Here is a 22,573-nt window from a genome sequence, read left to right as displayed (position 1 = left end):
AAATGCCAAAGGGGCAGTGCGCCCCTTGGAAAGTTTTTAGTTTTGGCCGCGTCAGATGCGCATTGGCATCACCACATATTTGAACTCGTCGTTCTCGGGAATCGTGATCAGGGCGCTCGAACTTGCGTCGCCCAGGCTCACTTGCAACATGTCGATCTTCAGGTTCGCGAGCACGTCGAGCAGATACGTGACGTTGAAGCCAATGTCCACGCTGTCGCCCTGATACGCGATTTCCAGTTCTTCCTGCGCTTCTTCCTGGTCGGCGTTGGTCGACATGATCTTCAACTGGCCCGGCTCGATCAGGCAGCGCACGCCCTTGAACTTGTCCGATGTCAGAATCGCCGCGCGCTGCAGCGAACGCTGCAGTTCTTCGCGGCCGATCAGGAACGTGTTCTTGTGCGACTTCGGGATCACGCGCTGGAAGTCGGGGAACTTGCCTTCCACGAGTTTCGACACGAGTTCGACCTGGCCGAACGTGAACTTGACCTGGCTCGCGGCAATGTCGATCACGAGCGAGTCGTCGATGTCTTCCAGCAAGCGCTGCAGTTCCAGAATGGTCTTGCGCGGGATGATGACTTCCTGGCGCGCATACGTGCCGCCTTCAATCTTCATCGATGAAAACGCAAGCCGGTGGCCGTCCGTTGCAACGGCCATCAACTGGTCGCCGTCGACCACCAGCAGCATGCCGTTCAGGTAGTAGCGGATGTCCTGCTGCGCCATGGCGAAGTGGACCATGCCAAGCAACTGCCGGAACGTCTTTTGCGGAACTGACAGGCTCGCGCCGAATTCGGTCGCCTGGTTGACGGTCGGGAACTCGTCGGCAGCAAGCGTCTGGAGCGCGAAGCGGCTTTTGCCGGAGCGCACGGTCAGCTTCTTGTCGGTGAGATCCAGCGACACTTCCCCTGGCGGCATGGCGCGCAGGATGTCAAGCAGCTTGCGCGCGGCGACGGTGGTCGCAACCTGATCGCTGCCGGTGCCGAAGTCGGCACGCGTGGTGATCTGAAGTTCGAGATCGGTCGAGAGGAACGACACGTCGGCGCCAGTCTTGGTGATCAGCAAATTGGCGAGGATCGGCAACGTATGGCGGCGCTCGACGATTCCGCTCACGGTTTGCAGCGGCCTTAGGAGATTATCTCGTTCGGTCTTGACCAGTTGCATAGAGTTCCTTCGTTGAAATGTCGGCCGTCCGCCGCTTTCGCCACCGCTTTCATGGGCGCTTTGCCACCGCATGGATTGCTTTGGAACGGTCTCGTGTCACGTGCCTGCGGTCACTGCCGCCCGCACGTGCCAGGCTTACGCCGAAACGCCGCCCAGCGCCGCTGGACGGTCAAACCCATATTGTGCCTCAAAACCTGCCCTTACCCCGAAAATGGGGGCAATTTCGTCAATAAACAGGTCCCGTTTCCGGCACGAATTCAGGAACGCCCGGCTAACCTTTGAGCGTCTGTTCGAGCACGTGCAATTCGTGGTTCAACTGGGCATCCGTGCCACGTTCGGCGGAGATTTTCCGCACCGCATGAAGCACAGTGGTGTGATCGCGGCCGCCGAACAATTCGCCGATTTCCGGCAGGCTTTTCTGCGTGAGTTCCTTGGCCAGGTACATTGCGATCTGCCGCGGCCGCGCGATGTTCGCCGGGCGCTTCTTCGAGTACATGTCGGCGACTTTGATGTTGTAGAAGTCCGCCGCCGTCTTCTGGATGTTTTCCACCGAAATCTGGCGGTTTTGCACCGTCAGAAGGTCTTTCAGCGCTTCTTTCGTCAATTCGATGGAAATCTCGCGCCCGTGGAAGCGCGAAAACGCCAGGATCTTGCGCAGTGCGCCTTCGAGCTCGCGCACGTTCGAACGCAAATGTTTTGCGACAAAAAACGCCACGTCCTCGGACAAGCTCACGCCTTCCGATTGCGCCTTGCGCATCAGGATGGCCACGCGCATTTCGAGTTCCGGCGGCTCGATTGCAACCGTCAGGCCGGAGTCGAAGCGTGAGATCAACCGGTCATCGATGCCCGAAATCTCCTTCGGATAGGTATCGCTGGTGATGATCACCTGCGCCTTGTTCGCAACCAGCGCTTCGAACGCGTAGAAAAACTCTTCCTGCGTGCGCGATTTGCCGGAGAAGAATTGGATATCGTCGATCAGCAGCAGGTCGAGCGAATGGTAATAACGCTTGAAGTCGTCGAAGGCCTTGCGCTGGTAGGCCTTCACCACGTCCGACACGTATTGCTCCGCGTGAATGTAGCGGATGCGCGCGCCGGCCTTGTCCTGCAGCAACTGATTGCCGATGGCGTGGATCAAGTGCGTCTTGCCCAGCCCCACGCCGCCATACAGGAACAGCGGGTTGTACGAGATGCCGGGGTTGTCGGCGACCTGGATCGCGGCTGCGCGGGCGAGCTGGTTCGCTTTACCCGTCACGAAGTTATCGAAGGTGAGCACGGGGTTGAGCTTCGAGCGCTCGTAAGCCGAATCGTTTTCCCCATTCGATGACGCCGTGCCGCCCGGCCGCCATGTACGGCGCGCGGCGGCGGCTTCGTTCGCGTCGAGGCTCGGGAGGTCGAGATCGGCGTGATCCGACTGGTCGTTGTGTTGCCGCGATTGCGCGTCTTGCGCGGCCTCTGCGGCGAGCGCATTGATGTGGGCGCTGGCGTTCGCGTGGCCGCCGTTCGGCCTGTCCGAAGAAGACGCTTCGACCTGCGGGCGCGGCGGCTGTTGTGCAGGCGACGATGCCGCCGGCACGGGCGCGGGCGCACCGCCCATCGCCTTGCGCGCGGTGGCTTTGGGATCGAGGACGAACTGGATGTCGACGGGCGCCTTCCAGAAATCCCGGGCCAGGTCGGCAATACGGCCCGAAAACTGGCTTTTCACCCAGTCGAGCTTGAACCGGTTGGGCGCGGCGATGCGCAGCGTGCTCGCATCGGCGTCGAAATCGACGAGGGCCAGCGGTTTGATCCACGTGACGTACTGCTGCGGCGTGAGTTCGCGCTCCAGCAATGCGGAACAGTGTTGCCAAAAATCGGTCATCGAGTGCAGTCGTTAGGGTTGCCGCGAGTCCTGCCGCCGCCCTCGCCGCTGCCCGGCTGCAAAGCCTGGAGCGCGCGGGCGAGCATACCCCGAAGTCTTGCCCAGCCTGGCTTTGCAGGCGGTACAGAGGACCGGGACTACGTGCGGTTGCGTCGGATTGAGGGGAGATTCTAACGCCAAATGCAACCGCGGCGCGAGTTATCCACAGGGACGGACCATCTCGCGTACTGAATCAACTGACCTGTGGACTTCCCCTCGAAAACCGGGGGCATGCACCGTAACCTATTGACGGTCAATAGGAAAACGGTTTAAATAGCGGGTTCCGCAAAACCCGAATTCCTGTACCACCGGCCGGTGCGTCAATTTTTATGTCGCTTCGTTATGCCGCGCGGTCCGTTTTTACCCAAGTGAGACCAACATGAAACGCACTTACCAACCTTCCGTTACCCGCCGCAAGCGCACCCATGGCTTTCGCGTTCGCATGAAGACCGCGGGTGGCCGCAAGGTCATCAACGCTCGCCGTGCGAAGGGCCGCAAGCGCCTGGCAGTTTAAGGTCGCCGGGTTCAGGTCGCCATTGTCAGGGCCGCTTACGGCATCAACAGCGCCCGCCAGCATTCGCCCCGACGCGAGCGATGACCCGGAGGTGCACTGCATGACGCGCTCCGGACAGGAAATCGGTCAGTTGCAAGCACGAGCCGCGTTCCCCAAAGCCGCAAGGCTGCTGAAAACGGATGAATATTCATCCGTTTTTCGTTTGCGCCCTTGGCGCCGGTCCCCGCATTTCGTCCTGTACGGCAAGCCGACAGGCAACGAAGCGCGGCTTGGACTGGTTATCGGCAAGAAGTGTGCGCCGCGCGCGGTCACGCGCAACCTGATCAAGCGGCTCGCCCGTGAAGCCTTCAGGCTCAGGCGCGCGGAGCTTGGCGGCTGGGACATACTGCTGCGCATGCACGCCAAGATTGACCGCAAGGCCATGCCGAGCGCGAAATCGCCGCCGCTGCGCGCGTTGTGTCGCGAGGAGATCGACGGTCTGCTCGACCGTGCCGTGCGCGAAGCCGCGCGACGCATGGCGGAGCAAAGTGCATCGGCTATCGTCACTGATCCACCCACGCCTGCGGGCTCTTGAGCAGCGCCAGACTGAAAACCGGTCCCCGGACGAAGTCGCTGGTGCTAAATCCATGCAAACGGCACTGTTTGAAAAATCGGCAAAAACGGCTTTGATCGCCTTATTGCGCTTTTACAAGGTTGCTGTGAGCCCCATGCTCGGCAACCGGTGCCGCTTTTACCCATCGTGTTCTGACTACGCGCGCGAAGCAATCCAGTATCATGGCGCCGCGCGTGGATCATTCCTCGCAGCAAAACGTCTGTGCCGCTGCCATCCGTTTTCGGCTGGCGGCATCGATCTGGTCCCCGTGCCCCCGTCCGCCGCCAGCTGCTTTCAGCAGGATGGCGTGTCAGCGGCCGGCCCGGTCGACGACTCTGCCCCGAGCCCATCGAATCCGCCTGATCCGTCTTCACTGACAGACAAGGCCAATCCGGTGAGTTCAAACCCAAACGGCGCCAATAACGCGCTCTTCGATCGACACTGAGACAACGCATGGATATCAAACGTACCGTCCTTTGGGTCATCTTTTTCATGTCGGCTGTCATGCTGTTCGACAACTGGCAACGTGACCATGGGCGTCAGTCGATGTTCTTCCCGAGCGCCGTCCCGACCAAGACGGCCGGCACGGCAGCACCGGGAACCACGACTCCGGGCACGCAAGCCTCCGATCTGCCCGCCACGACTGGCGCTCCGGGTTCGCCCGCAGCTCCCGGCGCCGCAGCGGTTCCTGGCGCAAACGCACCAGCCGCCAGCGCTGCACAACTGGTGAAGTTCACGACGGACGTGTATTCCGGCGACATCGACACACGTGGCGGCACGCTCTCGAAGCTTTCGCTCGTGAAGGAAGGCGACGGCAAGCAGCCCGACCTGTACATCACCCTGTTCGATCACACCGCCACGCACACGTACCTCGCGCGCACGGGCCTGCTCGGCGGCGATTTCCCGAACCATAACGACGTCTTCACGCTGGTTCCCGGCGGACAGACGTCCATGGGCGACGGCAACACGTTGTCGCTTGCGTTCGAGTCGCCGGTCAAGGGTGGCGTGAAGGTCATCAAGACCTACACGTTCACCCGCGGCAGCTATGTGATCAACGTCGACACAAAGGTGCAGAACGTCGGCACCGCGCCGGTCACGCCGCGCCTCTATATGGAACTCGTGCGTGACAGCTCGCCGGTGGAAACGCCGCGCTTCTCGCATACGTTTATCGGGCCGGCCGTTTATTCGGACCAGCATCATTTCCAGAAGATCGATTTCAGCGATATCGACAAGGGCAAGGCAACGTTTACGCCCTCCGCCGATAACGGCTGGATCGCGATGGTGCAGCATTATTTCGCGTCGGCATGGATTCCGCAGCAGGGCGTGAAGCGCGACATCTATGTGCAGAAGATCGATCCGGCGTTGTATCGCGTGGGCGTGCAGCAGCCGCTGCAGACCATCGCGCCGGGACAGACCGTCGACGTGAAAGCGCGCCTCTTCGCCGGCCCTGAAGAAGAGCGGATGCTGGAAGGCGTTGCACCGGGTCTTGAGCTGGTGAAAGACTACGGCATGGTGACGATCATCGCCAAGCCGCTGTTCTGGCTGCTCGAGAAGATCCATAGCTATGTGGGCAACTGGGGCTGGGCGATCATCCTGCTTACGCTGTTGATCAAGGCGGTGTTCTTCCCGTTGTCGGCAGCGAGCTACAAGTCGATGGCGCGCATGAAAACCATCACGCCGCGCATGACGCAGATCCGCGAGCGTTACAAGGGCGATCCGCAGAAGATGAACGCGGAACTAATGGCGCTTTACAAGACCGAGAAGGTCAATCCTTTCGGCGGATGTTTGCCGGTCGTGGTGCAGATTCCGGTGTTCATCTCTCTGTATTGGGTGCTGCTGTCGTCGGTGGAAATGCGCGGCGCGCCGTGGATTGGCTGGATTCACGATTTGTCGCAAGCCGATCCGTTCTTCATCTTGCCGGTGCTGATGGCTGTATCGATGTTCCTGCAAACGCGGTTGAATCCCACGCCGCCGGACCCGATTCAAGCCAAGATGATGATGTTCATGCCGCTGGCTTTTTCGGTCATGTTCTTCTTCTTCCCGTCAGGGCTGGTTTTGTACTATGTAGTGAACAACGTGCTTTCCATCGCCCAGCAGTACTACATCACGCGGATGATGGGGCAGAAGAAAGTGGCGAAGGCTTAAGGTCTTGCTGAATGGTTTGAAAGAAAACGCCCGGCTTGCCGGGCGTTTTCCTTTGGGAAATTGCTAAAGGCGTTTTACCGCTTGCTCCCCGCTCCATAAAACTGGTCAATGAGCTCTTCGAGCAAATACCGGTGATGCGGAGACAGCGCTTCGATCTTCGATGCAAGCTCCAGCGTTTCCTCGGACGCCGGATATTTTTCATCGTGGGCAATGGGCTTTGGCGCGCTTTGTGGAGTACCACTTGGCGGCGGACCGTAATGCAACCAGTGTTGCTCGACCTTGAACCACGCTGCAAGCGTGGCCAGTTTGTCGGCGGTGGGAATTGAACGCGCTGTCAGCCATTTGTGTGTTGTCTGAGCTGAAACAGGTTCGCCGTGGTATCGCAAATTGAAATGCAAGGCGAGATCAGTTGCGCCGCGCATCTTCTCGGGCGCGCGTGTCATCGAAAATTTGAGCCGATCCGAAAAATCGGCTTTCTCTTGGGGTGTTGGCATAGGTCGCGATTGTGCGAGGCAAACGCACTTGCAAAGTCAACCACCTGCGCTAGATATGGCGCAAGTTCCGCATTTTTATCGAGTTCGGGAAAAACAATCACAATTTCAGCGCTGATTACCCAAACGGTGCAAACCCCTTAGCCGTGACATTTGCGTACACCGAAACGATGCACATCCCCGACTCACCCTCCAATCCATCATAGCCCACATAAGATAGATTAAGAATTGTCTTAGCGGGGTTGCTTAGCAAAGCGAAACCAAGTCGCCGCGCTACAATGCCGCGACTCATTACTTGCCTCATTGACTGCCGTTTAGTTCGAGAAAATCATGTCCAACAATGACTCCGATCCGATCGTTGCGATCGCCACCGCGCCGGGTCGTGGCGGTATCGGCGTGGTGCGGCTGTCGTTCGGGCGCTCGGGCGAAGCGGCCGCGAAACACGCCATGCTTGCGCTGTGCGGCCAGCTCCTCGACGCGCGTCACGCGACCTATGCGCCGTTCACCGATGCACACGGCGAAGCAATCGATCGCGGCATTGCGATGTACTTTCCCGCGCCCCATTCCTATACCGGCGAACATGTGCTCGAGCTGCAGGGACATGGTGGTCCGATCGTGCTGCAACTGCTGCTGCAGCGGGCTATCGATACCGGCCGCGATTTCGGTCTGCGGCTCGCCGAACCGGGCGAGTTCACGCGGCGCGCGTTCCTCAACGACAAGCTTGATCTTGCGCAAGCTGAAGCCGTCGCTGACCTGATCGAAGCAAGCACGGAGGCTGCGGCGCGATCGGCGGGCCGTTCACTCGATGGCGCGTTTTCCCGCCAGATCCATGCGCTCGTGGAAGACGTCATCACCTTGCGGATGCTGGTCGAGGCGACGCTCGATTTCCCCGAAGAGGAGATCGACTTCCTCGAAGCTGCGGATGCTCGCGGCAAGCTTGCACGCATCCGCGCGCTGCTCGAAAAGGTGCTCACCGATGCACGCCAGGGCGCGCTCTTGCGCGAGGGGTTGTCGGTGGTGCTTGCGGGGCAGCCGAACGTGGGCAAGTCGTCGCTTTTGAATGCGCTGGCGGGTGCGGAGCTGGCTATCGTTACGCCGATTGCCGGCACTACACGCGACAAGGTCACGCAGACCATTCAGATAGAAGGCATTCCGATTCATGTCATCGATACCGCCGGCCTGCGCGAGACGCAGGACGAAGTTGAGCGCATTGGTATTGAAAGGACGTGGGGCGAAATTGGCCGCGCGGATGTGGTCCTGCATCTGCTCGATGCACGCGAAAAGCTGAGTGCTGACGATACCGCCATATCAGCGCGCTTTCCTGCGGGCGTGCCGGTCGTGCGTGTGTTGAACAAGGCGGATCTGGCGGCCGTGGCGGCATCGGCGTCAATTGCCGGCGATGAAGTGCGCGAGGTGCGTTTATCGGCGAAGACGGGCGATGGGATCGCTCTGCTTCGCGACGAACTGCTGAAGATCGCCGGATGGCAGGCGGGCGCTGAAAGCATCTATTTGGCGCGCGAGCGGCATTTGATCGCGCTGCGCGCTGCTCGCGAGCATCTGGCGACTGCGGCGGATCACGCTGACCAGAACTCGCAGGCGCTGGATTTGTTCGCCGAGGAGCTGAGGCTCGCGCAGGATCAGTTGAATTCGATTACTGGCGAGTTCAGCTCGGACGATCTGCTTGGCGTGATCTTCAGCCGGTTTTGTATTGGGAAGTAGCGCAGGAGGCTGCACTTCGTTGCGACCCAAGACCGAAACAAACTGCCACACATATTCGCTTACGAAATTCGATAGAATTTGAGTTCTTTTTGGCCCGGAACGCCCGGATCGCCCGGCCCGTCAACTTTTTGGAGGAAGAGGATATGAAGCTTACAGGCGTCGGCCTATACACCTTCCATGAAGCGTCGAGGCTCACGAAGATCCCCATAAGGGATCTTCGTCGATGGCTGGACGGGTATTCGTACCGGGACAAAGCTCAAGAAACATCTGTTTCAGTGCCGCCTCTCTGGAAAACTGAACTCGCTCAAGACGAAATGGACGGGATTACTTTCCACGACTTGCTCGAGATCCGATTTGTCCAGGCTTTTCGCAAGTACGGCGTGAGCCTCCAGACCATCCGGCTTGCGAGTCGCATGGCCCGTGAGCTCTTTGCGATGCCCTATCCATTCACCTCTCGTCGGTTCCAGACTGACGGCCGCACCATTTTTGCGTCCGCCATGGAGGAAACAGGCGAAACGGAGCTGCTCGATCTGGTTCGACGACAATACGCTTTCAGAAAGGTCATCGAGCCGTCTCTCTACCATGGCATCGAGTTCGATCAGAACCAGCTGGCGACGCGGTGGTATCCGTCGCACCGAAGCAAAGCCGTGATGCTTGATCCGGAAGTTTCCTTTGGAAAACCGGTCGTTGCAGACGGCGCGGTCCGTACAGAAATCCTGTACGACGCGGTTCTCGCCGAGGGGAACAAGAATCTGGTCGCAAGGCTTTACGAGGTGCCCGTCGCCGCAGTGGACGCCGCAATCGCTTTTGAAGAAAGTCTTGCCGCGTGAAGTTTTTCGTCGATAACAATCTGCCTCCCGCGCTAGCCAAGGCATTGCACGCGTTGAGCGAACCTGAAGGGCATGAAGCCTGTCATCTAAAACAAAAATTTGCCCAGGACACTCCCGACTCGGACTGGATCGACACCTTGTCAAAAGAAGGGGGCTGGTCGGTGATTACTCACGACAAGTTGAATAAAGGCCTGGAGCGTGAAGCGCTACGGCGAGCCGGCCTGATCGTCTTTTTCCTCGATAAGGGATGGTCAAGCCATACATTCTGGGACAAAGCCCACAACCTCGTGCGGTGGTGGCCGCGGATCATTGAGCAGTCCGAGGGCATAAAAGGCGGTGCGGCGTTCAGGGTGCCTTTCAATTTCTCGGGCAAAGGGAAATTCGAGCAGATCACCATGTAGGCATGCTCCGAAGGCGTTCGCCCTCGGAGCACAATGCCAAAAATCGGATACAGCTCACCCCGCCTTCTTCCACGCCGCCGCAAACGCCCCCGCGCCCATGAGCAACGCGCCGCCCGTCCGGTTCACCCCGCGCTGCACGCTCGGCCGCCTGATCGCCCGCCGCGCCACCGATGCCAGCATTGCGTAACCAAACGCATTCGCCGCCGCCAGCCCGACGAACGTCGCCTCCATGATTGCAATCTGCGAAACACTGGCCACGTGTGGATCGATGAATTGTGGCAGGAACGCCACGAAGAAAATGATGCTTTTCGGGTTCAGCACCGTCACTGCATAGGCGTGGGCAATGATCCTTCCCGTGCGCAACTCGGTCGGCGAGCGGACCGCGTCGGTATCGATCACGGGCGCGCGCCAGAGCTTGATGCCCAGATAGACGAGATAAGCGGCGCCGATCCATTTGACCACCATGAACATTTCCGCCGATGCCGCCAGCAGCACGCCGAGCCCGAGCATGGATGCGGTCATCGATGTAAGGTCGCCCATCGCGACCCCGGCGGTTGTTGCAAAGGCATATTTCCGGCCGTGTCCCAGCGCATAAGACACCACAAGCAGCACGGTCGGTCCGGGTATCGCGACGAGGATCGCCGATGCAATTGCAAACGGCAGCCATTGGGCAAGTGTCATGTCAGCTCCTGAAAAGAAGCATCGATTAATCCACGGCAGAACCGTCCTGACAACCCTTTGTATAAAAAACATGCGCGGAGGCTTCGTCCGGCATCCTCGCGCACGTCGGAACTGACTGACATGGACGCCAAGTACATGAAAACAAAATCATTTCATCTGACAAAACCCTTGCTGTCCACCCGCAACGGCACCGGCACACAAAATGCTTATTCAGAGATGGACTCTGACCAGCGATCAAGTCCGGTAATGCGAAGTGTCTCCTCCCTCATTCGTGAGGTTTAATGCCCGGTTTCATCAACCGGGCATTTTTTATGGTTACGCGGATTGCGTTGCACCATTTAATACCGCTCATTTAAATACGTGGGGCCAGTGAAGATGCGGCATATGGTCGTGTTGCAAATGCACACAAGTCATGCTTGCTCTTTCGAATTTCTTGTCTAGGATGAATGCTGCATATTAATAACTAGCCGCTGAATACATAGCTACGTCCCGAGAGATAGTTGCATGGAGGCTATAAATGAGAAAGAGTGCTGTCGCCGGCGCCGCGCTGATCTGTCTGTCCGCCCTGATGGGTTCGGTCCAGGCTCAGGACAAGGTAGTCCAACCGCAACAAACATTCAGTTTCTTGCCTAATTCGTACGGATGTTTATCGAAGGATAAATTCGATTCCGCCGATCAGCATGCCCAAGCCGGCGAGCAACAGAAAATGCAGGAATTCTTCTCCGGGTTTCAATGTCTGGCGACACCGGAAGAAGGAAATTTCCGCGTAGTGCGCGTAATTGGTCATGACGTCGAATTCGTAAATGCCTCGAATAGCGATACTCAAGGCATGTGGACCGCAGATCGATTTATCAAGCAATAAACTCAAAGCCATAAATCAATCGGCGACGCCTGTCGCCGATTTGCATTTCCCCCGCATCGCCAGTCCGGCGTCGTGCTCCCGCACGTCTTTCACGCTAATTTCCGCAACGAGCGAACGCGTTCGGTATCATCACGCGTCGGCGCACGCGAGCATTGGCTGCGTTTTTCGCTGAATCCCGTTTCGAATCCCTTTTTCGGCCTCTCACCCGAGGCTTTCCGGTGTTGCATGGCCCTCAAATCCACAATCTATAAAGCTGAATTGCAGATCGCCGACATGGATCGGCACTACTACGGCGACCACGCGCTGACCATTGCACGGCATCCGTCTGAAACCGACGATCGGATGATGGTGCGCGTCGCCGCCTTCGCATTACTCGCGAGCGAGCGGCTCGAATTCACCAAAGGCCTGTCGGACACCGACGAACCCGACCTCTGGCAAAAGGATCTCACGGGGCAAATCGAAACGTGGATCGAGGTGGGTCAGCCGGAAGAGCGGCGCATCGCGAAGGCGAGCGGGCGCGCGGATCGGGTCATCGTGATTGCGTATGGCGGCCGGACATCGGAAATCTGGTGGCAGGGCGTGAAGTCGAAGGTCGAGCGGATGCAGAACGTGACCGTCTGGTCGCTCACCGACGGCGTCGCGGCGTCCCTCGGCGCACTGGCCGAACGGACGATGCGGCTGCAATGCACGATTCAGGACGGCGAGGTGTCGCTTGGGAGCGCGAGCGTGGATCCGGTTGCCATCGACTGGACGGTGTTCAAGGGCGCGCCGCGCTGACGCGGCGAACCGCTCAAGCCTCCGGCTCGGGCGGTCCCTTCAATTCGATCAGGTTGCCCTCCGGATCGAAAAAATACAGCGACGGGCCAAAACCTTCAGCGCCGTATCGGCGGGCTTCTTCGCCCAGGCGCACGCCGTTCTCCGTAAGATGCGCCCGAAGCGCGGCGGCATCGAACGGTTCGACGCGCAAGCACACGTGATCCACGTTGTTCCCCGTGCCCGGCGTGCCGCTTTCCGGCCGGTCGATCCTGGCGCCCACAGCCAGCAAATCGATCAGCGAACGCCCGGCGCGCATCTGAATCAAGCCGAGTTCGCGCTGTTCCTTCTCGACCGGGCAGCCGAGCACGGTGGCGTAGAACTGGACCATGGCGTCGAGGTCTGCGCATCGAATCACGACGTGATCGATCTCGCGGATAGGGATCTGCATTGAATGTCTCCGGTTTTATCCGAAAATTCTAGCCTGCCGCGAAACGTGCAGACGAAAAAAAGCCCACTCGTTGCGGAGCGGGCTGAATCCATATCAGGAGGAGACATGGAGGAGACAGTTCCGATATTACACAGTGGGTTCGTACGTTGCAACACTTATCGTAGTAAAAACCCCTATGGTGCCAAAGTGTCGCATCTGTGCGTCATTCGCCATTCCGTCGCGATCACGTCGACGTCCGCCGCGAATGACAGCGCAAGAACCGGCGCGACCCGTAAAACGCCCGTCGTTACAGTAATCACGTACCCTTCGTCTAGTGAGGAATGTGATGAAAACCAATCAGGAAACCGCCGCGTTCGCCGATGCCGAATCCCGCTGGAATGCCATGTCCAGCCGGGATGCCAGCGCCGACGGTGCATTTTTCTACGCCGTGCGCACGACCGGCGTGTTCTGCCGGCCGTCGTGCGCGTCGCGGCCGCCGCGCCGTGAGAACGTCGAGTTTTTCGAGAACGTCCACCAAGCTGAGGCAGCCGGTTACCGGGCGTGCAAACGGTGTCGGCCGGGCGGTTTGTCGCGGGAACTGGCGATCGTGGAGCGCGCGTGCAAAGTGCTCGATGCCGATCCGCAGGAACGCCTCACGCTCGCGCAATTGAGCGATGCCGTGCATGTCAGCCCTTTTCACCTGCAACGGTTGTTTTCGCGTGTGGTCGGCGTGTCGCCCCGGCAATATCAGGCGGCTCGGCGCGCGGACGCGTTGCGCGGCGCCCTGCAACGCGGCGACGACGTGACCCGCGCCACGCAGGACGCAGGTTTCGGATCGACATCGCGCATGTACGACGCAGCGCCCGCCGAGCTGGGGATGACGCCATCGGTTTATCGGCGAAAAGGCGCGGGGCTTGTCGTGAATTTCGCGACCGCGCAATCGGCGCTCGGCACGGTGCTGGTGGCGGCGACTGAAAAAGGCATCTGCAAAATCGCTTTCGGCGATGACCCCGCAGCACTCGAAGCGGATCTGGCGCTGGAATTATCCGAGGCAGAACGGATTGAGGATCAGGCGAGGCTCGCGCCGTTCATCGCGCAAATCGATGCCTATTTACGCGGCACGCGGGAGCACTTCGACCTGCCGCTCGATATCAGCGCGACAGCGTTCCAGCAACGTGTATGGGATGCGCTGCAGCGGATTCCATACGGTCAGACGCGCAGTTATAGCGATATCGCCGAGGCTGTCGGCTCGCCGCGTGCAGTGAGGGCGGTGGCGAGCGCATGCGCGTCGAATCCGGTGGCGCTTGCGATCCCGTGTCATCGCGTGGTGCATAAGGACGGGGCGCTTGCGGGGTATCGATGGGGAACGGCGCGCAAGGTGGCGTTGTTATCGGCGGAAAAGGAGCGCCGGGACGAAGCCGCGCGCGAAACGGCGGAGACGTCCTGATTGAAAACCGCGTCCGATACGTCAGCAATCAAACCTGTTCGTCTGCAGCTTCCCTTCGTCGAGCCCTATGACTGGCCGCGCGTCCTGCGTTTTTTTGCGGGACGCGCGACGCTGGGCGTCGAAACGGTTGAAGACGGCGCGTACAAACGCGCAATCGAATGGCTGGGCGAGCCGGGCACGCTCAGCGTCACGCGGCATGCAACGAAGCCGTGTCTTGTTGCCACAGTTGATGGCGCGGCGAGCCGCCACGCGAAACCGATCGGCGAGCATTTGACGCGGATGTTCGACCTTCGCGCCGATGCAACCGCCATCGCCGCGCATCTTGCCCGCGATCCGTGGTTTGCGCCGCTCACGCAAGCCGTTCCCGGCCTGCGCGTGCCAGGCGCGTGGTCCGGTTTCGAGCTGGTCGTGCGCGCGATCGTCGGACAGCAGGTCAGCGTCAAGGCGGCATCGACGATCATTGGCCGGCTCGTCCAGCGCGCCGGTACGCCCGTTCCCGATCACGCTCATGCCGATACCGCCTGGCGTTTTCCCACGCCCGCCGCACTCGCCCAGGTCGATCTCGACAAGATCGGCATGCCCGGCAAACGCGTGGCCGCGCTGCAGGGTTTCGCGCGCGAGGTCGCGACGGGCGCCCTGCCGCTCGACGACCCTCGCTCGGATCGGGGTGAACTCCGGGCGGCGTTGCTGGCCATGCCGGGTATCGGCCCGTGGACGGTGGAGTACGTCGCGATGCGTGCCCTGCGCGATCCGGACGCGTGGCCCGGCACCGACCTGATCCTGATGCAGGCGCTCGCGGCGCGTGATCCATCGATGGCTAAAGCCGCCGCTCTTCGCGCCCGGGCTGAGAACTGGCGGCCGTATCGTGCGTACGCCGCACTGCACGTGTGGAACGAGATCGCCGACCGGGCGGGATCGGCCAAGGGTGGCTGACCTAACGTCCTCGATCAGCCGATAACCCCGCCCAAGATCAGACATTAATTCCACGCTGGCGCAGCCAAACTGCAAACGCCGCGTCGGTCCGGGAAAAGTGATGCTGCGAGGGTAACGCCCGAAACCACTCCAAATTCGCGCAAACCCTTACCCGGCAAGGCTTCAAGCACGGCTTACACTGAGATGTTAAAGTGCCCGCTACCCAAAAATCCGATTTGGCGCATGCTGTTTCGCGCCGAGCGCAAACGTCGCAGCAATGGCAAATACGAATTCCTCATCCTCCTCCCGCAGTGCCTTCCTGGAGCGCCTTGCAGCGCTGACCGCCGGTGAGCCCGGCGCCGCCTTGCGCCGGGGACTGCGCGGCATCGAGAAGGAGAGTCTGCGAGTCACGCGCAACGGCGCGCTTGCCACCACGCCGCATCCGCGGGCGTTCGGCTCCGCGCTCACGCATCCGCTCATCACGACCGATTATTCCGAGGCGTTGATCGAGCTGATCACGCCGGCCGATAACGACGTGGCGATCACGCTGGACAAACTGGACGAGCTGCATCGTTTCGCTTACGCGCATCTCGGCGACGAACTCCTCTGGAACGACTCCATGCCCGGCCAGCTTCCGGCCGACCAGGAGATTCCGATCGGCAACTACGGAACGTCGAATATCGGCATGCTGAAGCATGTTTATCGGCGCGGGTTGTCGCTTCGATACGGCCGCACGATGCAATGTATTGCCGGGATCCACTACAACTATTCGCTGCACGAAGACGTGTGGCGCGCGTGGGCCGCACTCGACGGCCGCAGCACCACGCACATGGTCGATTTCCAGTCCGAGCGCTATTTCGCGCTGATCCGCAACTTCCGGCGCACGAGCTGGCTGCTCATGTACCTGTTCGGCGCGTCGCCGGCGCTGAACCGCCAGTTCCTGCGTGACCGCCCGAATACGCTCGACACGTTGGATGCAACCACGCTTTATCTGCCCTACGCAACCAGCCTGCGCATGAGCGATCTCGGTTACACGAACAACCCGGCGCAAGCCGCGCTGCTGCCTAGCTACGATACGCTCGACGGTTATCTCGATGTGCTCGCCAAGGCGGTCAGCGAGCCTCATCCGCCGTATGAAGCCATCGGCACGCAGCGCGACGGCGAATGGATTCAGATCAACACGAACGTACTGCAGATCGAGAACGAGTTCTACTCGACCATCCGGCCGAAGCGCGTCACGCAGCCGGGAGAACGGCCGTTGCATGCGTTGTCGTCGCGCGGCGTGCAGTACATCGAAGTGCGTTGCCTCGATATCGATCCGTTCGAGCCGACCGGGATCTCGCTGCAGACATCGCGTTTCATGGACGCGTATTTGTTGTATTGCGCGCTTGAAGACAGTCCGCTGTTGCCGCGCCCCGCCAATGAAGAAGCCAATGAAAACTTCGCGCGCATCACGAAGGAAGGCCGTAAGCCGGGCCTGACGCTGGCTCGCGATGGCCGGGAAGTGCCCATGCAAGGCTGGGCCGGCGAGTTGCTGGACGCAATCGAGCCGGTCGCGCGGGCGCTGGACAAACTGCACGGTATCAATGAGCACATCCTCGCGCTCGATGCCCAGCGGGCACGGCTGGCGGATGTATCGCTGACACCGTCCGCGCAGGTGCTGTCGATCATGCGCGAGCGCGGCCAAAGCTTCGACGCTTTCGCGCTCGAACTGAGCGAAAAGCACGCCGATCATTTCCGCAGCCGGCCGCTCGAGCCGGAAGTCGCGCGCGAGCTAGAAGCGCTCGCGGCCAAGTCGCTGGAGGATCAGGCAAGAATCGAACGCGATGAAATTGGTTCGTTCGATGCATTCGTCGGCGCGTATCGGGCTTATACGCTAAACCGCATCAGCGTCTAGTCCAGACCGTTCAAGCAGCTTTTCCCGCGCCGCGAGTCTTCACCAGCGGCAACCCTTACTGGTTTTGCAACAGGACGCAACGCACGGAAACGCTCGTGCTTGCATCGGGTCTGAAATTAGCGACGAATCAGATTTGGCCGTTCCGCGCTCCTGCTTCTACGAGCGTGACCGACCGGCTGAACGCTAATAAAGGAGCGGGGAACATGAAAACAAACTTGATGAAAACGACGGGTATGGCTGGTGCCGCGGTGGCATTCGCGCTGCTCGGAGGGTGTTCGACGAACGGCCAGATTGCCGGCGAAACCATGGAACAGGCCACGGCGCCGCTCACTTGCACGAACAAGGCCGAATGCGACGCGTGGTGGGGCCGCGCGCAAGTCTGGGTGACCAACCATTCGGAATACAAGCTGCAGACGGTCACCGATTCGATCATCCAGACAACAGGTCCGTCGGGCGGAAAACGCGCTCTCGCCTACCAGATCACCAAGACGCCCAGCAACGAGGGCACAGCGACCATCGGCTTTGCAGCGCATTGCGACAACATGCTCGGCTGCGAACCGAACCCCTGGAAGGCCGGCGCGGACTTCAAGCAGTTTGTGCGTGGCGGTCCATCGCAAATGGGTACGCGGTCCGGCGCCACGGCATCCGGCAATGCATTGCCCCCGGTCTCACCGGCGCCACCTACCAAGCCGATACCGCCCGCGATGCCCGTGCAGGCAATGCCCCCGACGCTCGACAATCAACCGGGTCAGTCAGGCCAGAGCCAGACGCCTGAATAACCTGAAGCAACTCCAGAGAAACAGGGCCGCGTTCGGAAAAGGAACGCGGCTTTTTCACATCTGACTTGCCCAAACGCCCCCAGAACAACCCTATAGGCTCGATAGCCAAAACACTTGCATAGGCATACTTTCGTCCGAAGGCGGTTTTTTCCGATTCGCTGGCCGACCAATGCGAAACAAAGTGACTCAACATGAGCACGAAGTTCCACAAACTCGGCCAACCGCGCGGCAACAAGGGTTATCTCCCTTATGGTCCACAGTCTCGCCCGCTGCCCGGGCGCCAAGACGGAAAAACAACATCGAAAAATATCGCAAGCTATCCGTCTTGAAAATCGATTGCATAGTCAATATTATTATAAGCACCGAGTTACGCGCCAAGGCGCCACCCGAGACTATGTTCTGACCGATTGAAAGCATCGAAAAATTTCGATGCGCATATGGATTTACCGATGAACCGCGCTGCCCAAACTACCCGCCTCCTCGGCCGACGCTTCGGCCAGTCAGTCAGCTCTGCACTGCTGCACATCCTTCCGCCGAACCTGAGTTCGTGGAAACTCGCGCTCTACGTGATCGTGTTTTTGCTGCCGGGCGGATCGTTTGTCGTATTGGGTGCGGCGTGGTTCGAAAATCGACAGATGCGCAAGTCTGCGAAGCCGGCGGCAACCGTCGCCAAGCCCCTGCTGTGCAGTCCGAAGCGCTGCGACGCTTGAAGCAAGCGCATCACTGCGCGGCGTAACGGCTCGTAACTGAATCCGCGACACGCGTAAACCCAGTTTCCTTTCAAGCCGTTACCCTTACGTCTGCCCAAATGCGCGCCTTGCGCGCGCATTCAGTTACCATTTCGGACCCGTTTCGCCTGGCGCCATTGCCTTGCCGGAACGCGCAGCCTCCGACAGGAATCCAGAGCAGATGCCGTACACCCGAATCCCCGTGTTTTATCGACGATCCGCGCTTGTCGTGGTGTTGGCGCTTGCCGGCTGTGCCGTCGGGCCGAATTACACACGCCCCGACGCTGCCATTCCCGCCGCCTACAAGGAGGCGCCCGAAGGCTGGAAGGTTGCGCAACCGGCTGACCGTATCGACCGTGGGAACTGGTGGACCATTTTCAACGACGCGCAACTCAACGACCTCGAAGGCCGGCTGAACACGTCGAACCAGACGATCGAGCAGTTCGCGGCGACGTATCGGCAGGCGCGCGCGCTGGTTTCGGAGGCGCGGTCCGCGTACTTCCCGACTGTGGGGTTATCGGCGTCGGGGACACGCTCTGGTTCCGGCAATCGGTCCACGAACTCGCAGTTCTCCAGCAGCGGCGTGAGCAATGCCTTCAACCTCGGGCTGGATGCATCTTGGGAACCGGATCTTTGGGGCACGGTCAGCCGCACGGTGAACGCTCAGCGTGCCGGCGAGCAAAGTGCCGCCGCCGACCTTGCGAACGCACGGCTCTCGGCGCAGGCCACGCTGGCACAAACATATTTCCAGTTGCGTTCGCTCGACGCGCAGCAAAAGCTCCTCGACGATACCGTCGCCGCCTATCAACGCACCTTGCAGCTCACGCAGAACCAGTACGCGCAAGGCACGATCGCGCGCTCGGACGTGATCCAGGCGCAGACGCAATTGCAATCGGCGCAGGCGGCGGCCATCGATAACGGCGTTTCGCGCGCCCAGTTCGAACATGCAATCGCGGTGCTGGTCGGCGAACCGGCATCGACGTTCAGCATTGCCGCATCTCCGCTCGATGCAACCCCGCCCGTGATTCCGTCCGATCTGCCATCGTCCATTCTGGAGCGGCGGCCGGACATCGCCTCGGCCGAGCGCAAGGCTGCGGCAGCGAACGAGCAGATTGGCGTGGAGATCGCGGCGTTTTTCCCGACGTTGACGCTGTCGGCATCGGGCGGATTCCAGAGTTCCGTGCTCTCGCAGTTGCTGCGCGCGCCGTCGCAGTTCTGGACGCTCGGGCCGAGCATCGCAGCCACGCTCTTCGATGGCGGCCTGCGGGCCGCTCGCACGGAAGCTGCGCGTGCGGCTTATGACGCGTCTGTCGCGTCTTATCGCCTGGCGGTGCTGACAGCGTTCCAGGACGTCGAGGACAACCTCGCGTCCATTCGCATTCTCGCCAACGAGATCGTGGTTCAGCAGCAGGCGGTGGCGTCGGCGCAGCAGGCGCTGGATATCGTGACGAACCAGTACAAGTCAGGCACGGTCGGATTCATCAACGTGCTCACTGCGCAGACCACGGCGTTCACCGCCCAGCAGAAGCTCGCGAGTATCGCGGGTCAGCGGATGGTGTCGTCGGTCGGGTTGATCAAGGCGCTGGGCGGCGGATGGGAAACCGCGCAGATGAACGAGGAAACGGGGACTTCTGCGGCGCCCGCCGCGGCCGCCAGTTCCACGCAGGATTCAAGCGCAGGGCTTAATACCGGTTCGGTTCTGGCCAAGCAGTAATCAAGGCGCGCCTGACCGGTTCAACGTCAGCTCGACGGTATCCGGGCCGGTATGGCGGCCAAGCAGGTTCAGAAGTCCTGCCAGGTTCTCGCGCGCTTCCGGCGCCGATGTCGCCACGCCGCTGAACGTGCTAGAGCCCTGCGCTACCGCCCCCTGCCCGGTCAGCATCAACGGCCCGCGCGTCGTTGTCAGGTTGATCGTGCCCGCCTGTCCTTCCGCTTGAAACACCACGCGATACGACCCGAGCGGCTTCACGCGCGAGACACGTGACGACATGTCGTCCAGCGTCACGATCACCTGCCCATAGGTGTTGCGTCCCAGCACGCGCCAGTCGGTCCACGTCAGACGCACGTTGCCGTCCGGATCGAGTGTATTGAACGGTGCCCCAAGACCGCTGAGCAAACTCGCCGGCACCGCGATGGAGCCGGAAGAAAGCGTCGACTGTTTCGGGCTTGCATCGACGAGAACCGGGTCCGGCATCGCATCCGTCTGGCCCATTTGCATGCGCACGTGCCCGGTGAACAACGGCCAGAAAGCGGTACGCCATTCAATGCGTCCCGGCAGCAAGGTCGCGCCTTCGCCGCCGCCGCCGGTTGCGAGCATCAACGTGGCTGAGCCTTTCCAGAGCGAACCGGCCGGGTCGACCAGATTGACGTGACCGCCCGTGTTCTTGCCGAACTGCGGCACGATCCACGCGGCCGGCAGCATGACCAACAACGTGACGATCACCGATGCAACCGCCACCGCCAACCACGGCCAGGCAGCGAGAAGCCGTCGTGTTCCGTGGTTCATTGTCCCTGGGCCGGTTGCAGCGATGCCGTCAGATCCACCTGGCCATCGGGTTTTTGCGCCGTAATGTGCGCCTCGTTGACCTGCACCTTGTATTGCTTGCGGACATCGTCGAGCCAGACGGTCCACTCGGGGAACGACACGTTCTTCAACTGGAACTGCACGGCCGAACCGACGACCTGAACTTGCGTCGCGGGCATGTTGTTGTCGGCGAGGGACTTGGTCAGCGCATCGCGCAGCGCGCCGCCCGTCGGCGTGACGCCTTGCGCGCTGCCGGTCAGCGAACGCGCTTCATTGGCCTGCGCTGTCATCTGCGCGAGCTGGGCCTGCATGCGCGGCAGCGATTCACGCAAGCGCGCGCGGCCTTCATACGCGGGCGCCCACAACACGAGATACACAATGACGATAGCCAGCGCAGCGCCGCCCCACATCAGGATGGTCTTTTCGCGCTGGGTCCGGGCGGACCAGAACTCGTTTGCGGTATCGGTGATTGCCTGTTTCATTGGCCGCTCCTGACGGACCACTTGCCCGTGTTGGTGTCGATCGCGCCCGTTAGTCCGTTCGCAACCAGACGCCGTTGCAAACCAGGATCGACCTTGGTTTCAGGCTTGAAGGTCACGTCGAGCTTCCTGTCGTGGTAATCCAGCGCCGCGATGCCGTTCACCGGAATGGGCCCGAGCGCGCGTGCGAATGAATCGGCGATGGACAGGAAATCCGACGGCGACAATTGTCCCGACGCCAGCCGCAGCCGGTCGAGCTGACGCGCCATCTGGTCGGGTGCATCGAGCACGACGGTGGTTTTCGGGAACGTGTTCAGCAGCAGCTCGGTCATCTGCGCATTGATCGCGTCGCGTTGGCGCGCGAGCTGGATCCACTGGATGTTGATCCCGATCATCGACACGATCAGCGCCCCGGCCAGCAGCGCCACCGGTACCTTCAGGCGCCGCATGGTCGCGCGGTCGAGCCGCCACGGCTGCGCGGCAAACTCGAACTGGCACAGGTCGAAGCGGTTGGTGAGCGCGTTGCGCGCGAGGATTTCGAACGGCAGCGGTTCTGCGCCGGGAATGGCCGCGCGGGAAGAAACCGATGCAAGCCGCGGCTCCGCGCCGGGTACATCGCGCAAGGTATAGAGCGTCATGGGCTGCGCGCCGGCGAGTGCGCCGAGCGTGGTCGTGACGGCATCGGCGGGAATTGCGAGGCCTTCGCCCAGCGCCGCGTGTTCGCCGCGCGCTATCGCGATCTCCACGCGTGGCGCCGCGTTCGGCGGCAGCGTCAGCGCATCGCCGCCAAGCAACGCGGGCGCGGTCGGGATCACCTCGCCCAGCACGCCCGCGACGAACGGATTCGGCACGTCGGGATCGCTTTCGTGCAGCGGCAGGCAGCGCATCGCGGGCACGGCTTTCACATTCCGATGCCCGCCGTTCGCGAACGCTTCCATCAGGAAGCGGAACCAGCCGCGGTCGATGACCGCCATCACGCGCCGTCCGCTTGCAAGCGCAACAGGATCGACGGCGATGTGGCACGTCTGCGGATCCTGGATCAGTTGATCCTCGACCACGTTCGGCAATGCCTGGCGCAAACGCGGCCCTTTCAGCGGCGGCAGCAGCGCGGCGGTCAGCAACAAGTCGCGCGCGGCGACGATCAGCACCGTCGCGCTCGCACGCGGCAAGAGCCCGAGCGCTGCACGGCCGGCGCGTTGCGTGACGTTGCGCTTGTCCAGCAGCAAAAACGGCAGCTCCGGCAAATTCCATTCTTCGGAGCGCACCGCCGGATCGCGCGGCGGCAGTAGGACGATCAATGTGCTCAAAGGCCGCTCTCTTCTCTTCGGGTATTG

22 protein-coding genes and 1 pseudogene are annotated in these 22,573 nt (G+C 60.9%); 15 read left to right on the top strand and 8 right to left on the bottom strand.

All coding sequences use genetic code 11. The features are described from left to right. Positions 1-51: 51 nt before the first annotated feature. On the bottom strand, positions 52-1,158 hold the full coding sequence (gene dnaN / locus AXG89_RS05965; protein WP_062168517.1) for a DNA polymerase III subunit beta: 1,107 nt from the start codon (positions 1,156-1,158) through the stop codon (positions 52-54). Positions 1,159-1,429: 271 nt separating this feature from the next. Continuing rightward, positions 1,430-3,016, bottom strand: a complete 1,587-nt coding sequence (gene dnaA / locus AXG89_RS05960) for a chromosomal replication initiator protein DnaA (protein WP_062168515.1) — start codon at positions 3,014-3,016, stop codon at positions 1,430-1,432. A 418-nt stretch (positions 3,017-3,434) separates the two neighbouring features. On the opposite strand from dnaA, the gene rpmH reads away from it, so the two are divergent. The 4 genes and pseudogenes from rpmH (at position 3,435) to yidC (ending at position 6,306) form a co-directional block, all read left to right on the top strand. Continuing rightward, positions 3,435-3,569: a 50S ribosomal protein L34 gene (gene rpmH / locus AXG89_RS05955; protein ID WP_006998755.1), complete on the top strand. Its 135-nt coding sequence runs from the start codon at positions 3,435-3,437 to the stop codon at positions 3,567-3,569. Between the two features lie 100 nt (positions 3,570-3,669). Beyond that, on the top strand, positions 3,670-4,143 hold the full coding sequence (gene rnpA, locus AXG89_RS05950; protein WP_062168511.1) for a ribonuclease P protein component: 474 nt from the start codon (positions 3,670-3,672) through the stop codon (positions 4,141-4,143). Between the two features lie 52 nt (positions 4,144-4,195). After that, positions 4,196-4,441: pseudogene (gene yidD / locus AXG89_RS44605) on the top strand (membrane protein insertion efficiency factor YidD); the annotation flags it as partial. A gap of 173 nt (positions 4,442-4,614) precedes the next feature. Further along, positions 4,615-6,306: a membrane protein insertase YidC gene (gene yidC, locus AXG89_RS05940; RefSeq protein WP_062168509.1), complete on the top strand. Its 1,692-nt coding sequence runs from the start codon at positions 4,615-4,617 to the stop codon at positions 6,304-6,306. A gap of 74 nt (positions 6,307-6,380) precedes the next feature. Here yidC and AXG89_RS05935 read toward each other — a convergent pair whose 3' ends face one another. Continuing rightward, positions 6,381-6,800, bottom strand: coding sequence for a hypothetical protein (locus AXG89_RS05935; RefSeq protein ID WP_062168507.1), 420 nt, complete (start codon positions 6,798-6,800; stop codon positions 6,381-6,383). A gap of 327 nt (positions 6,801-7,127) precedes the next feature. Between AXG89_RS05935 and mnmE the strand changes: the two genes are divergently transcribed. The 3 genes from mnmE to AXG89_RS05920 all read left to right on the top strand — a co-directional run bounded on the left by mnmE (position 7,128) and on the right by AXG89_RS05920 (position 9,747). Next, complete coding sequence (gene mnmE, locus AXG89_RS05930) at positions 7,128-8,516, top strand: tRNA uridine-5-carboxymethylaminomethyl(34) synthesis GTPase MnmE (RefSeq protein ID WP_062168506.1); 1,389 nt, start codon at positions 7,128-7,130, stop codon at positions 8,514-8,516. A gap of 143 nt (positions 8,517-8,659) precedes the next feature. Further along, positions 8,660-9,346 carry a hypothetical protein gene (locus AXG89_RS05925; RefSeq protein WP_062170322.1) on the top strand — a complete coding sequence of 229 codons (687 nt, stop codon included), beginning with the start codon at positions 8,660-8,662 and terminating at the stop codon, positions 9,344-9,346. Next, positions 9,343-9,747 (top strand): hypothetical protein, encoded by a 405-nt coding sequence (locus AXG89_RS05920; protein ID WP_062168505.1) that lies wholly within the window; start codon positions 9,343-9,345, stop codon positions 9,745-9,747. Before AXG89_RS05925 ends, AXG89_RS05920 begins: the two co-directional genes overlap by 4 nt. 54 nt (positions 9,748-9,801) lie before the next feature. On the opposite strand, the gene AXG89_RS05915 is transcribed toward AXG89_RS05920, so the two are convergent. Continuing rightward, on the bottom strand, positions 9,802-10,428 hold the full coding sequence (locus AXG89_RS05915; protein WP_062168504.1) for a LysE family translocator: 627 nt from the start codon (positions 10,426-10,428) through the stop codon (positions 9,802-9,804). A gap of 517 nt (positions 10,429-10,945) precedes the next feature. Between AXG89_RS05915 and sap1 the strand changes: the two genes are divergently transcribed. Then, a complete protein-coding gene (gene sap1 / locus AXG89_RS05910; RefSeq protein WP_062168502.1) occupies positions 10,946-11,290 on the top strand; it encodes a surface attachment protein Sap1 in 345 nt (114 codons plus the stop codon). Between the two features lie 225 nt (positions 11,291-11,515). Beyond that, positions 11,516-12,067, top strand: a complete 552-nt coding sequence (locus AXG89_RS05905) for a YaeQ family protein (protein ID WP_062170320.1) — start codon at positions 11,516-11,518, stop codon at positions 12,065-12,067. 13 nt (positions 12,068-12,080) lie between these two features. Here the strand turns inward: AXG89_RS05905 and AXG89_RS05900 are convergent, their stop codons facing one another. After that, entirely contained in the window at positions 12,081-12,494 is a 414-nt protein-coding gene (locus tag AXG89_RS05900; RefSeq protein ID WP_062168500.1) for a VOC family protein, read from the bottom strand. 325 nt (positions 12,495-12,819) lie between these two features. On the opposite strand from AXG89_RS05900, the gene ada reads away from it, so the two are divergent. The 6 genes from ada to AXG89_RS05870 all read left to right on the top strand — a co-directional run bounded on the left by ada (position 12,820) and on the right by AXG89_RS05870 (position 19,950). Further along, positions 12,820-13,920, top strand: a complete 1,101-nt coding sequence (gene ada, locus AXG89_RS05895; protein ID WP_062168498.1) for a bifunctional DNA-binding transcriptional regulator/O6-methylguanine-DNA methyltransferase Ada — start codon at positions 12,820-12,822, stop codon at positions 13,918-13,920. Then, positions 13,921-14,853 (top strand): DNA-3-methyladenine glycosylase family protein, encoded by a 933-nt coding sequence (locus AXG89_RS05890; protein WP_119024625.1) that lies wholly within the window; start codon positions 13,921-13,923, stop codon positions 14,851-14,853. It abuts the gene before it with no gap. Positions 14,854-15,109: 256 nt separating this feature from the next. After that, positions 15,110-16,729, top strand: a complete 1,620-nt coding sequence (gene gshA, locus AXG89_RS05885; RefSeq protein ID WP_062168496.1) for a glutamate--cysteine ligase — start codon at positions 15,110-15,112, stop codon at positions 16,727-16,729. Between the two features lie 203 nt (positions 16,730-16,932). Then, positions 16,933-17,508, top strand: a complete 576-nt coding sequence (locus AXG89_RS05880; RefSeq protein ID WP_236873379.1) for a hypothetical protein — start codon at positions 16,933-16,935, stop codon at positions 17,506-17,508. A 449-nt stretch (positions 17,509-17,957) separates the two neighbouring features. After that, positions 17,958-18,218 carry a hypothetical protein gene (locus AXG89_RS05875; protein ID WP_062170313.1) on the top strand — a complete coding sequence of 87 codons (261 nt, stop codon included), beginning with the start codon at positions 17,958-17,960 and terminating at the stop codon, positions 18,216-18,218. A 199-nt stretch (positions 18,219-18,417) separates the two neighbouring features. Beyond that, positions 18,418-19,950 carry an efflux transporter outer membrane subunit gene (locus AXG89_RS05870; RefSeq protein ID WP_062168494.1) on the top strand — a complete coding sequence of 511 codons (1,533 nt, stop codon included), beginning with the start codon at positions 18,418-18,420 and terminating at the stop codon, positions 19,948-19,950. Here the strand turns inward: AXG89_RS05870 and gspN are convergent, their stop codons facing one another. From gspN to gspL, 3 genes are read right to left on the bottom strand one after another with little or no spacing between them, the layout of a single operon-like run. Then, positions 19,951-20,742: a type II secretion system protein N gene (gene gspN / locus AXG89_RS05865; RefSeq protein WP_062168493.1), complete on the bottom strand. Its 792-nt coding sequence runs from the start codon at positions 20,740-20,742 to the stop codon at positions 19,951-19,953. Next, the gene (gspM, locus tag AXG89_RS05860) at positions 20,739-21,242 is read right to left on the bottom strand and encodes a type II secretion system protein GspM (protein ID WP_062168492.1); all 504 of its coding nucleotides are present in this window, start codon (positions 21,240-21,242) and stop codon (positions 20,739-20,741) included. Before gspM ends, gspN begins: the two co-directional genes overlap by 4 nt. Further along, positions 21,239-22,546 (bottom strand): type II secretion system protein GspL, encoded by a 1,308-nt coding sequence (gspL, locus tag AXG89_RS05855; RefSeq protein ID WP_062168491.1) that lies wholly within the window; start codon positions 22,544-22,546, stop codon positions 21,239-21,241. Before gspL ends, gspM begins: the two co-directional genes overlap by 4 nt. Between the last annotated feature and the right edge of the window lie 27 nt (positions 22,547-22,573).

It is taken from the genome of Burkholderia sp. PAMC 26561 (assembly GCF_001557535.2).
GTDB lineage: Bacteria > Pseudomonadota > Gammaproteobacteria > Burkholderiales > Burkholderiaceae > Caballeronia.
The sequence above is the reverse complement of the archived record's forward strand: the minus strand, read 5'-3'. Positions and strand labels throughout refer to the sequence as shown.